This is a genomic window from Nostocoides japonicum T1-X7, from assembly GCF_001046855.1.
GTDB lineage: Bacteria > Actinomycetota > Actinomycetes > Actinomycetales > Dermatophilaceae > Nostocoides > Nostocoides japonicum.
The window spans coordinates 2,328,123-2,340,437 of record NZ_HF570958.1 but is presented as its reverse complement, the minus strand read 5'-3'; the positions used below and the strand labels follow the sequence as shown (position 1 = coordinate 2,340,437).

The window sequence follows — 12,315 nt, the reverse complement described above, 5'->3', positions numbered from 1 at the left end:
CGCACCGACGCCGCCGGCCCCACCCGCCCCGCCGGCGGCGGTCCCGGCGGCAGCGCCCGCACCCGCGGGTGGGGGTGACGACCTCATCGCGAGGATCGGACAGCTCGCCCAGCTCCATGCCGCCGGAGTCCTGTCCGACGAGGAGTTCGCCGCCGCCAAGGCGAAGCTCCTGGCCTGAGCATCCCCGTCCGGCGCCGTCACGCGCCGGATCGGTCGCGTCGCCCACCTCAGCATCGGGCGACGGCATCCGTCGGTGGGCCCAGATGGTGGAGGGGGCACTCTATGCACAGCCGGTTGGGCACGATCCTGCGACCCGTCGCGGCGCTCGCGGTGAGCGGGCTCGTCCTGCTGCCCGTCGGCGCGGTCCCGGCGCTCGCGGCGACGAACCCGTCGCCGCGGACCACGTCGAGCACGACGCCGACAGCGGAGGCGGACAACGGCTCGGCCACCGCGACCCCGACCTCCGAGAGGTCCTCTGCCTCCGACGTGCCGACGTCCACCGCCACGTCGGGGAGCGGGACCGGGACCGGGACACCGTCACCGCATACCTCGCCCTCCTCCGGGACGGCCGGCCCGAGGACCGCGACGCCCTCCCCGACGACGAGCGCGAAGGACCCGGCGACCACCTCGACGACGAGCCCGAAGGACCCGGCGACCACCTCGACGAGCCCTACGACGAGCCCCTCGACGCGCGCCGGCGTGCCCCGTGCCACGGCGAAGCCCGCCGCACCGGCCGACGACCCGGACGACCTCCCGCCGTCGGTCGTCGGGATCCAGAAGACGGCGACCGAGGCGGAGGTGAACGCCGGCGACTCCTTCAGCTACCAGCTCACCCCGAGCTGCTCGGGTCTGACGACCGGCTGCGTCGGCATGACGGTCACCGACGTCATCCCCGAGGACCTCGTCGTCGACGAGCAGGCCCTTCTCGCCCAGTCGAACCCGCCGGACTACACGATCAGCTACGACGAGGCGACGCGGACCGTGACCGTCGTCTACGGCGCCGCCCTCACCAACCCCGCCAACACGACGGGGTGGCCGGCGGGCAGCCCGGCCCCGCAGATCACCATCCCCGTCACCGTCCCCGAGAACACGTCGCTGCCGAGCGGTGAGCCGGTGCGCAACACCGCGTCCAACGTCGCCGACAACGCCCCGGAGGTCACCGACACGGCCGACGTGACGGTCATCGTGCCTCGGGTCGTCAAGCCGACGGTGACCAAGGACTGGGCCGACGGGTCGGCGGTGGCCGGCAGCGGCGAGGCGAGCACCGTCACCCTCACCGTGAAGAACCAGTCGTCGAGCTCCACGGAGGTCGACGAGCTGAGCGTCGGCGACGACACCGCGGCGACCTTCGAGAACTTCGACGTCACGGGTGTCACGGTCACGGCCTTCCCGGCCGGCGCGGACACCGCGACGCTCACCGTGACGCTCGCCGACGGCTCGACCGCGCAGGCCGTCGTGACCGCTCCGGCGCCGGGCGAGTTCGTCCTGCCCGCCGGGGTCGAGGCCTCCGACGTCGTCGGCTACACCGTGGCCTTCACGAACAGCGACGGGACCGCCCTCCCCTACGACGCGACGGGCGGGACCGTGGAGGTCGGCATGGTGCTGCGCGACACGAAGCGGTCGGACGGCTCGCCGCTGCGTCCCACGGACAAGGTGACCGTCGACAACTGCGCGACACCGTCGGCCCATGACACCGTGCTCGGCACCGTGTCGGGCACGGACGGCTGCGACACCTACGACATCCTCCCCGACATCCTCGTCCTCAACGGCGTGAAGGGCTTCTTCCCGGACACGAACGGCAACTGGCAGCAGGACCCCGGCGAGCACGCCGTCATCGACCAGGACTCCCCGGTCACCGCCACGGTCAACGTGCAGAACCAGTCCCCCTTCCCCGTCAAGCAGATCGTCATCGAGGAGCCCGACCCGAACACGACGACCGAGCTGAACAAGATCGACATCGAGCAGGTCCGTCTCCGCTTCCCGGGCGGCGCGACGACCGGCGTCCTCGACGTGCGGTGCACGGACGGCTCGACGCACTCCGAGACGTACACAGCGAACACGACGGTCGACGTCTCGGCCCTCTGCCCGTCCGGTGTCGCCTCCGTGAAGGTCACCTACAGCGGCGTCGACGCCGACGGCAACCCGACGATCGCCCCGGACGCGACGGCGGGCCTGGACCTCCACGGACCGCTCAACGACAACGTGACGATGGAGGACCTCCCGGGCGGGACGAGCGCCGGCATCCACAACTGCGCGGCCTACACCGGCGACGCCGGGCGTCGCGACGGGAGCGGCACGGCGAGCGGGTCCACGTGCAAGGACCTGCAGATCGAGGAGCCGGTCTACGGCGGCACCGGGACCAAGTCGGTCGGCCAGACCTCGATCCCACCGGGCCAGCCGATCCCGTTCCACATCGAGGTGTCGAACAACGGCAACGTGCCGATCGTCGACCCTGTCGTCAGCGACCCGCGGGTCGGCGTGGACGGGAAGCCGGACCCGGCATACCAGAACCCCTTCGAGTACCTCCGGATCACGAACGTCACGGCGAGCATCACGCCGAGCGGCATCCCCCTGACGGTCGAGCTGTACGACCCGACGACGGAGACCTGGGTGCCCTATGACGCCGGCGACGCCGCGCTGCTCGACCGCGCGACGGGATTCCGGGTCGTCGCGACCGGTGCCGTGCCGCCGCTCGGCAAGATCACCATCGACGTGACGACCGAGCGCCGCGACGGCGCCCCCGACGACCTCAGCTTCGACAACTGCATCTCCACGGGCGTCATCGAGTTCCCCGACCTGGGGGACCCGTACTGCTCACCGGTCATGGAGACCGGCCCGGCCAACGCGAGCGCCTCGCTCAACAAGAGCATCAGCCCCGGCGAGCTGCCGCGCCACGTCCCCGGCGTGCCGCCGCAGTATGCGACGGTCGACCTCACGATCGCCAACACCGGCAACCTGTCGGCCAAGGAGCTCCAGGTCACCGACCAGGACGACGACTTCTTCGACGCCGTCGACTTCGTCGCCTTCACCGGGGTGACCTTCCCCGCCGGCGCGGACCGGGTGCGGATCGACGCGTATGCGAACGGAGCCTGGGTCGACGGGACCCCCGCGACGAGCGCCGCGCTGCCGGCCGGTGTCGCCGCCGGCGACGTCACGGGGGTCAGGGCGACCTTCAGCTCGACGAACACCGCGAACGAGGGCTACGTCGTCACCCCGTGCGCGACCCCGGCCACCTGTGCGGGGCACGTGACGTTCCAGGTGAGCCCGCGCGAGGACCTCCGCAGCGCACCGGGAACGCCGATCCCCGAGCACCTGGAGGACACGGTCGACGGGGAGTTCACGACGCTGCTCCACCCCGAGGGGCAGGTCATCGCCCCGAACGACGCGACGCTCGACATCGTCGAGGGCTCGCCCCGCCTCGCCGTCGACAAGGGTCCCGACAGTGAGATCGCACCCGGCCAGAGCACCCTGTTCAACCTCACGGTGACCAACACCGGGACCAACTACGTCCATGACCTCACGGTCGAGGACGTCCTCCCGCCGGGGATGGCCTTCGACGCTACGTTCGCCGGCGACGACGGCCAGCCGTACAAGATCACCGGCGTCCAGGTGCCCGACGGGACGCCGGCGCTCCCGACACCCGAGTTCACCATGACCAACGACGGGGACCGGGTCAGCGAGCTGGCCTTCGACTTCGGCACCCAGGCGAACGGCGACCCGTTCCTCTTCGCTCCCGGGTCGACGTTCACCATCCAGATCCGCGTCGGCCTCGAGCCGGGGGTGACCGCCGGGCAGACCATCACCAACACGATGGGCGCCACCGGGTCCGACGACGACCTGGCCTGCGACGGCGCGAGCGATCCCGACGACGTGTTCGGCGGCGGCACGTGGTGCACCGACACGGCGAACCTCACCACTCAGAGCGGGGCCTCGTTCACGGCGCGCAAGTGGGTGTCGGGTCGGGACAGCCTCGGCTGGTACGACGTCCAGTCCGGGCAGCACGTCGCGGCAGGATCGACGTCCTGCCCGTCGCTCGACCACGGCGGCAGGCACTTCACGAGCTACCCCTGCATCGCGCTCGTCGACCCGGGCGACACCTTCACCTACCTGCTCCGGCTGCAGAACGCCGGCACCGAGCCGGGTCGGGACATGCGCATCGTCGACCGGTTCCCCGTCGTCGGCGACAAGGGCGTCTTCGTCGACCAGGACCGCGAGACGGAGTGGGCCAACCGGCCGACGCTCGCCAGCGAGCCGGTGCTCGACGGGCCGGGGACGATGACGACGTCGTACTCCGACTCCGAGCCGCTGTGCACCGACGACCTGAAGATGGGCGGCGTCGGGGGCACGGCGAGCCAGTGCCCCGAGAGCGCCTGGGACGACCCGTTCGGCCCCGACGCGGTCGGCGCCCGGATGGACCTCCACTTCGATCCGTTCATCCAGCCCGGTGGCACGGTCGACATCACCTTCGACATGACGACGCCGCTGCAGGTGCCCCGCGTCTCCGACCCGACGGTCGCGTGGAACTCCTTCGCGCACGCCGAGGTCACGGACCGGGCCGGGACGCCCAACGTCCTGCCGATCACCGAGCCGGTCAAGGTCGGCGTGGCGACGGCATACGGCTCCCTCGTCCTCGACAAGGCGATCGGTGAGAATCCCGACGACCTGCCGCTGGCGGACCTGAAGTTCCCCATCCACGCGGTCTGCACCATCGACCCGCAGGGCGGGGTCCGGCAGACGGTGCTCGACGAGGTCTACCAGATCGCCGCCTCCGACGACCCGGTACGCGTCGACGGTATCCCCGCGGGGGCGACGTGCACGGTGAGCGAGGTCGACGCCCTGGGCGGCGTCCTGCCCGCCCCGCAGACGGTGACCATCGAGCCGACCTTCGGCAGCGACGAACAGGTCCGGACCGTCACGGTGACGAACAACTTCCCCGACGCCATCATCGAGCTGACCAAGAAGGTGACCGGTGCCGGCGCGGACTTCGGCGAGGACAGCTACCCCGTCGACCTCTACTGCACCTTCCGGGGAGAGCCGGTCGAGGGCTACAACCCCCTGCACGTCGAGCTGAGGCCCGACGAGCCGCGCTACCAGGCCGACGTGCCCGCGGGCAGCCAGTGCCACGCCGTCGAGACCGACAGCGGCGGCGCGACGACCGTCACCTACGACCCGCCGGGCGACAGTGACGGGTCCGGTGACGTGACGGACCGCCGCCGGCGACCCGCAGGCGATCACGATCACCAACGACTACGCGGTCGGCGGGATCGTCGTCAACAAGGAGGTCACCGGCGCCGGGGCACCCGAGCTGGCCCAGGGCCCGTTCACCTTCCACGTCGCCTGCACCTTCGACGGCGAGGAGAACGCCTTCGAGAAGGACGTGACGATCCCCGAGGGCGACGGCACCCAGACGACCTTCACCTCCCCCCTCGTCGACGGCATACCGGCCGGACCGGCCGACGATCCGACGACGTGCGTCGTCTCCGAGACCGACAACGGCGGCGCCGACTCGACGCCGAGCCCGGTCGAGGTGACGATCGTCCCCGGAGAGGATGTCGTGGCCCAGTTCACCGCCGACGACGGTCGCGCAAACCCGTTCTCGGCCGGCACGATCGGCCTCGCGAAGAAGGTCGACGGCCCCCTCGCCGACGCCTCCTGGGTCCAGGACGAGACCTTCGTCGTCCAGGTGACCTGCCAGCTCGACACGACCGACGAGGACGGCCACCCGGTCCGCGCCACGCTCTTCTCCGCCCCCGTGGAGATCGGCGCCGGCGAGACCATCGACGCCCTCACCGGACCCGACGACCAGCCCCTTAAGCTGCCCGTCGGAACCCACTGCTTCGGCGAGGAGGTCGAGGCCGGCGGCGCGACGTCGCACACCGTCGACCACGACAGCTTCGAGGACGCCGTCGTCGTGGAGAAGCAGGAGAACCCCGACGAGCCCCAGGCGCTCATGCTCACCGCGACCAACGTCTTCGAGGCGACCTCCGTGGCCGTGACGAAGAAGGTCGACGGTGCGGGCGCCTCCGGCGTCGGCTCCACCGAGTTCACGATCGCCGTGAGCTGCACGCTCGACCAGGGCTACGACGAGCCCACGCCCGTCCTCACCGCCGAGAAGCACACCATCGCCGCCGGCCGGACGGTGACGATCGGCGACCTGCCGGTCGGTGCGCACTGCTGGGCGGAGGAGACCGACGACGGCGGCGCGGCGAGCTCGAGCGTCGACCACGGCACAGCCGACGACGCCGTCGTCCTCGCCGCCGACCACACCGCGACGATCACCGTGACGAACACCTTCGACGCGCCGCCCTCCCCGCCCGGGGGTGGGCTCGCGTTCACCGGTGCCACGGTCCTGCCGTATGCGGTCGCCGCGCTCGGCACGGTCCTCGTCGGCCTCGCGCTCCTGCTCGTGGCCCGGCGTCGACGTGGGACGGATCCGACGTCGTGAGTCCGGTCCTCGGCCCTCGGCTTCTCACCCGGCCGGGGTGAGAAGCCGGTGGCCGTTCGTCGCTAGCCTTCCCCCATGACCGTGCAGCTCGACGTCGGAGTGCTCAAGGACCGTGACGACCGGGCGCCGGCCCTCCTGCGGGCGGAACGGTTCAACCGGCATACCTTCTGGTGCGGGCAGAGCGGGTCGGGCAAGACGTACGCGCTCGGTGTCGTCCTCGAGCAGCTGCTCATCCACACACGCCTGCCGATGCTCGTCCTCGACCCGAACGCCGATTTCGTCCGGCTCGGCGAGATCCGGCCCGGTGCCGATCCCGACGCGGCGCGGCTCCTGCGCGAGCAGGAGATCCGGGTGCTGCGGCCCTCGGACGACCGGGAGCGCGGTCTCCACGTCCGCTGGCTCGACCTCGACGTGCCGTCCAAGGCCGCCGTCCTGCGGCTCGACCCGCTCCTGGACGCCGTGGAGTACAACGAGATGCTCCATCTGCTCGCCGAGATCGAGGGCAGCGACGTCGGCGACCTGGCCCACCTGCTCTCGGGCGACGACCGCCCGGCGCGACAACAGCTGTTCCGCCGGATGGAGAACCTGCAGGTCCTCGACTGGCAGCTGTGGGCCTGGGGCCGCAGCGGGGCGGAGGCCGTCGTCGAGGCACGGCCGCGCGCCACGATCTGCGACCTCGGCGGCTTCCGCACCGCGGAAGAGCCGAAGGTCGCCGCCCTCGCACTGCTGGACTACCTATGGAAGCACCGGGAGGAGCGCCGCCCGATCCTCGTCGTCATCGACGAGGCACACAACCTCTGCTCACCCCAGCCCATGACCTCCATCGACCGGGCACTCACCGACCGGATCGTCCAGATCGCGGCCGAGGGCCGCAAGTACGGCCTGTGGCTCCTGCTTTCCACCCAACGGCCCTCGAAGATCCACCCGAACGTCCTCTCCCAGTGCGACAACCTCGGCCTCATGAAGATGAGCTCTCCACGTGACCTCCACGAGCTCGGCGAGTACTTCGGGTATGCCTCGCCGGAGCTGCTCCAGCGCTCGCCCACCTTCGTGCAGGGCGAGGTCCTCTTCGCCGGCGGCTTCATCCCGGAGCCGTCGATCGTCCAGGTCGCAGCCCGACTCACCGAGGAGGGCGGCTCCGACGTGAAGGTGCCCCTCCCCTGACGGCGAGGGGATCCTCGCCGCCGGGGCTGCACGCGGCGTGAGCCCCGCGCCTACTTCGGGTCGTCTCCTCGTGAGGAGACCCGGGTGAGGAAGCCGTCGACGAGGCGGTGGGCGCGTCGCCTCGACTCCTCGTCGCGGGCGCAGGTGGCGTCGACGAGTCGGTCCGCGTCGATGCCGGCCGTCGCGAGATCGGCGGCGCCACCGTTGCCGATCCAGCCGGCCAGCATCGTGCTCGTCAGCTCCGGATGGAACTGGACGGCGAGGTTGCGGCGGAGGACGAAGGCCTGGGAGGCGGCGGCGTTCCGCGCCACCTCGAGGGCATCGACGGGCCGGGTCCACCGGTCGAAGTGCCACTGGAACCACTCGCCGGCGGGCACGAGCCGGTCGTCGTCGCTCTCCACTGTCACCCAGCCGAGCTCCGGTTCCGGCGACCGGGTGACCGACCCACCGTGCGCCGCCGCGAGCAGCTGGCCACCGAAGCAGATGCCGAGGACCGGAACGCCCACGTCGTCGGCCCTGCGCAGCGCGTCGAGCTCGGGCAGCACCCAGGACCCGATGAGGGCGTGGTCGTAGGCGGACCATGGTGAGCCCATCGGCACGACGACGTCGAAGTCGGTGAGCTCCGGCAGCGTGGACTCGACGCCCGGCCGGTCGTAGGCGTCCTCGGGCACGACGGTGTGGAGGACGAGGTCGTAGCCGTGGTCGACGAGACGCTCGCCGACAGGACCGGGTGGCGACATGTGGTCGTGCTGGATGACGAGCGCGCGCATGGACCCACAGCCTAGACGAGCTCGTTCGGATCCAAAAGATGTCCGGCACCCGAGCGGCATGACCCTCGGGAGGGTGAGACGCGCCCTTGCGGCGGCTCGTCGCATACCATATCGTTTGCACCCGAACGATCTGCACCCCGACGGAGAGGTGGGACATGGGAGTCACCGAGACTGTCGTCCGCGAAGCCGAGCTCGACCTGACCATCGCTGCCGTGGACGACGTGTCGGAGGGCGTCGTCGCCATCGATCTCGTCTCCCCCGACGGGGGCGAGCTGCCGAGCTGGACCCCCGGAGCGCACGTCGACCTCCTCCTCGGGGACGACCTCGTCCGGCAGTACTCGCTGTCCAGCGACCCGGCCGACCGGACCCGGTGGCGGATCGCGGTCCTGCTCACCCCGGACAGCCGCGGCGGGTCCAAGCGGATCCACGAGATGCGGGCCGGCGACCCGGTCCGGGTGCGGGGTCCCCGGAACCACTTCGTCCTCGCGGCAGCACCCGCATACGAGTTCGTCGCCGGCGGCATCGGCATCACCCCGATCCTCCCGATGATCGCCGAGGCCGAGGCGTCCGGCGCGCGCTGGCGGCTGCACTACGGCGGCCGGACACGCACCTCCATGGCCTTCGTCGACGAGCTGGCCCGGTACGGCGACAAGGTGACCCTCGTCCCCCAGGACGAGCTCGGGCACCTCGATCTCGCGACCATCCTCGGCGCACCGTCGCCGGAGACGCTCGTCTACTGCTGCGGCCCGACGCCGCTCCTCGACGCCGTCGAGTCCACGTGCTCGACGTGGCCGTCGGGCGCGCTCCACCTCGAGCGGTTCACCGCCCAGGAGGTCGACACGAGCGGTGACCAGCCCTTCACGGTCGTCTTCCAGCGATCCGGCATCGAGGCCGTCGTGCCCGCCGACCGCTCGATCTTCGCCGTCGCGCGCGACCACGACGTGACGGTCCTCGGGTCCTGCCTGGAGGGGATCTGCGGCACGTGCGAGACGGAGGTCCTCGAGGGCGACGTCGACCACCGCGACTCCGTCCTCGACGACGACGAGAGGGAGTCGAACGAGGTCATGATGATCTGCGTCTCCCGGTGCCGCGGCTCCCGACTCGTCCTCGACCTCTGACCCGCCGACGTCCGCCAGAGAGGAACCTCCGATGACTTCCACCGCCCGCTCCGGACGCCGCTCGACCGTCGACTTCCCCCTCGGCAGCTGGTACGCCGTCGCCGCGAGCGAGGCGGTCGGGCGTCAGCCGGTCGCCGCCCGCGTCCTCGACCGCCGCGTCGTCGTCTACCGGGACAGCCGCGGGGGCCCGGTCGCCCTCGAGGACCGATGCTGCCACTCCTCATACCCGTTGAGCCTCGGTCGCGTCGAGGGCGACGACATCCGCTGCGGTTACAGCGGGTTCGTCTACGGCCCCGACGGCAAGGTCGTCAGCGTCCCCACGCAGGAGCAGGTGCCCGTCGGGGCTGCCGTCACGGCATACCCGACGAAGGAGCAGGGCGGTTTCGTCTGGATCTGGCCGGGTGTGGCCGGGCGCGCCGCCCTCCGCGACCTGCCGCCGCTCCCCTGGCTCGCCTCGCCGGACTGGGTGACGTTCGGAGGCTCCTGGGTGACCCGGGCGCACGCCTCGCTGCTCCAGGACAACTTCGCCGACATCACCCACATCACCCATCTCGACCCCGTCGCCGCTCCACCGGTCCTCGCGTCCCAGCCGCCGCCGATCACCGTGACGGTCAGTGAGATGACGGTGACCTTCGGGCGCACGTACCCGGCCGCTCCGCTCCAGGCGTGGCAGGCCGAGGTTCTCGAGGTGCCCGTCGACTCCGAGCACGAGCAGCGCGAGGAGGGCGCCTTCCTCGCACCCGGCCTCTGGGTCGACCGATGGGACATCGAGGTGAAGGACCAGGGGGACCGCGACGGCACGAAGACCCTCTACTTCACCCACGCCATCACGCCCGTCGACGACCGCTCGACGGCGCACGCGTGGCGGGTCAGCCGCAACTTCGCGCCCTCCCCCGCGGCGACAGGCACGATGGAGCCGCTCCTGCGCGACTACTACCTGAAGGTCCGCGGCGCGCTGGAGACGATCCAGGACGTCGTCGACACCGACGGGCCACGCCGTGACGTCACCGTCCGCGCGGATGCGGCGAAGGTGGCGGTCCGCAAGATCATGCGGCGCCTCGCCGCCGAGGACGGCGCCCGCCCCGCCTGATCCGCCCTCCCCCGCCCACCCCCTCGGCAGGTGTGAGGTTGTCGTGGTCCCTGGCCGAATCCGACCACGGAAAGCCCACACCTGCCGCGCCCCGCCTCGGCAGGTGTGAGGTTGTCGTGGTCGACCCGGCCGGCCCGTGCTCGGCGAGGGCAGGGGCCGGTTGCGTCGGGTGTGACGCGACCCGGAGAATGGCACGAAGTGAGCGTTCAGTCCGTGCCGACAGCCACGTCCTCGGGAGGGCGCGCCCCTCCAGAGCCCGCTGCCGACGGCCGTGCTCCCGAGCGACGGGGCCACCGCGCGCCCGGACGCTCCCGACGTCTTCCACCGAAGGGCTATGACATGACCAGCGCCGTGATCGTCGACATCGTCCGCACCGCGTCCGGGAAGGGGAAGCCGGGCGGCGCCCTCAGCGGCATACATCCCGCGACCCTGCTGTCCACCGTGCTCGGCGCCCTCGTCGAGCGCAACGACCTCGACCCGGGCCTCGTCGACGACGTCATCGCCGGCTGTGTGGGCCAGGTCGCCGACCAGAGCGTCAACATCGCCCGCACGGCGGTCCTCGCCGCCGGGTTCCCGACGAGCGTGCCGGCGACGACCGTGGACCGGCAGTGTGGTTCGAGCCAGCAGGCCGTGCACTTCGCGGCGCAGGGCGTCATGGCAGGCGCATACGACGTCGTCATCGCCGGCGGCGTGGAGTCGATGAGCCGTGTCCCCATGGGCAGCTCGGCCGTCGGCGGACACCCGATGGCCCCGCTCGCCGAGCGGTTCCCCAGCCTGCCGCACCAGGGCATCGGCGCCGAGCTCATCGCGGCTCGGTGGAAGCTGGACCGCGGGCAGCTCGACGAGTACTCCGCCCGCTCGCACCAGCGAGCCGCCGCACAGGAGGGTCGGGGCTTCGCCTCCGAGATCGTGCCAGTCCGGCGTCCCGACGGCACGGTCCACGAGGTCGACGAGACGGTTCGTGCATCGACGTCCGCAGAGACGCTCGCGGGACTGCCGTCGGCGTTCCGCGACGAGGCCCTCGGCGAGCGCTACCCGGAGATCGACTGGGTCATCACTCCCGGCAACTCCTCGCCGCTCACCGACGGTGCGTCGGCCGCGCTCATCATGAGCGAGGAGCGGGCGGCAGCCCTCGGCCTCACGCCTCGAGCCCGGCTGCACAGCTTCGCCGTCGTCGGCTCCGACCCCGAGATCATGCTCACCGGGCCGATCCCCGCCACCGAGAAGATCCTGCAGCGCAGCGGCCTGTCGATCCACGACATCGACGTCTACGAGGTGAACGAGGCCTTCGCGCCCGTCCCGCTCGCCTGGGCCGCCGAGTTCGACGTCGACCCCGAGCGGCTCAACCCCCGCGGCGGCGCGATCGCCCTCGGCCATCCGCTCGGGGCGTCCGGCACGCGGCTCATGACGACGATGATCAACCACCTCGAGGCCACCGGCGGACGCTACGGGCTGCAGACGATGTGCGAGGGCGGCGGCATGGCGAACGCGACGATCGTCGAGCGGCTCTGACGTCGCGATCATCCGGTATGCCACGCGCTGGCTGGCGCTCAGCCCCCGATCGGGTGCCAAACCGCCAGACCGGCTGGTGCACAGGCCCCGATCGGGTGCCAGATCGCCAAGCCCACTGGTGCACAGGCCCCGATTGGGTCAGATTGCGCCACCGGCGGGATCCTGGGAGCGGTGCACAGGCCCCGATCGGGTGCCAGATCGCCAAGCCCACTGGTG

The 12,315-nt window shown here is 71.5% G+C and carries 8 protein-coding genes and 1 pseudogene; 7 read left to right on the top strand and 2 right to left on the bottom strand.

Annotation, left to right across the window (positions count from 1 at the left end):
- The first annotated feature begins 85 nt into the window (after positions 1 to 85).
- Positions 86 to 178 carry an SHOCT domain-containing protein gene (locus BN12_RS26480; RefSeq protein ID WP_327152698.1) on the top strand — a complete coding sequence of 31 codons (93 nt, stop codon included), beginning with the start codon at positions 86 to 88 and terminating at the stop codon, positions 176 to 178.
- Positions 179 to 227: 49 nt separating this feature from the next.
- On the opposite strand, the gene BN12_RS24455 is transcribed toward BN12_RS26480, so the two are convergent.
- Positions 228 to 713 (bottom strand): hypothetical protein, encoded by a 486-nt coding sequence (locus BN12_RS24455; RefSeq protein WP_157635442.1) that lies wholly within the window; start codon positions 711 to 713, stop codon positions 228 to 230.
- A gap of 157 nt (positions 714 to 870) precedes the next feature.
- Here BN12_RS24455 and BN12_RS26590 point away from each other — a divergent pair.
- From BN12_RS26590 to BN12_RS10405, 3 genes and pseudogenes are all read left to right on the top strand, one after another.
- Positions 871 to 5,178 (top strand): annotated as a pseudogene (locus BN12_RS26590) (DUF5979 domain-containing protein); the annotation flags it as partial.
- A gap of 52 nt (positions 5,179 to 5,230) precedes the next feature.
- Positions 5,231 to 6,445: a DUF5979 domain-containing protein gene (locus BN12_RS26105; RefSeq protein ID WP_407667820.1), complete on the top strand. Its 1,215-nt coding sequence runs from the start codon at positions 5,231 to 5,233 to the stop codon at positions 6,443 to 6,445.
- A 75-nt stretch (positions 6,446 to 6,520) separates the two neighbouring features.
- Positions 6,521 to 7,609 (top strand): ATP-binding protein, encoded by a 1,089-nt coding sequence (locus BN12_RS10405; RefSeq protein ID WP_048552254.1) that lies wholly within the window; start codon positions 6,521 to 6,523, stop codon positions 7,607 to 7,609.
- A 50-nt stretch (positions 7,610 to 7,659) separates the two neighbouring features.
- Here BN12_RS10405 and BN12_RS10400 read toward each other — a convergent pair whose 3' ends face one another.
- On the bottom strand, positions 7,660 to 8,379 hold the full coding sequence (locus BN12_RS10400) for a type 1 glutamine amidotransferase (protein WP_048552251.1): 720 nt from the start codon (positions 8,377 to 8,379) through the stop codon (positions 7,660 to 7,662).
- Between the two features lie 155 nt (positions 8,380 to 8,534).
- On the opposite strand from BN12_RS10400, the gene BN12_RS10395 reads away from it, so the two are divergent.
- From BN12_RS10395 to BN12_RS10385, 3 genes are all read left to right on the top strand, one after another.
- Positions 8,535 to 9,497 (top strand): PDR/VanB family oxidoreductase, encoded by a 963-nt coding sequence (locus BN12_RS10395; protein WP_048552249.1) that lies wholly within the window; start codon positions 8,535 to 8,537, stop codon positions 9,495 to 9,497.
- Between the two features lie 31 nt (positions 9,498 to 9,528).
- Complete coding sequence (locus tag BN12_RS10390; protein ID WP_048552247.1) at positions 9,529 to 10,587, top strand: Rieske 2Fe-2S domain-containing protein; 1,059 nt, start codon at positions 9,529 to 9,531, stop codon at positions 10,585 to 10,587.
- A 339-nt stretch (positions 10,588 to 10,926) separates the two neighbouring features.
- Complete coding sequence (locus BN12_RS10385; protein ID WP_048552245.1) at positions 10,927 to 12,099, top strand: thiolase family protein; 1,173 nt, start codon at positions 10,927 to 10,929, stop codon at positions 12,097 to 12,099.
- Positions 12,100 to 12,315: the final 216 nt, after the last annotated feature.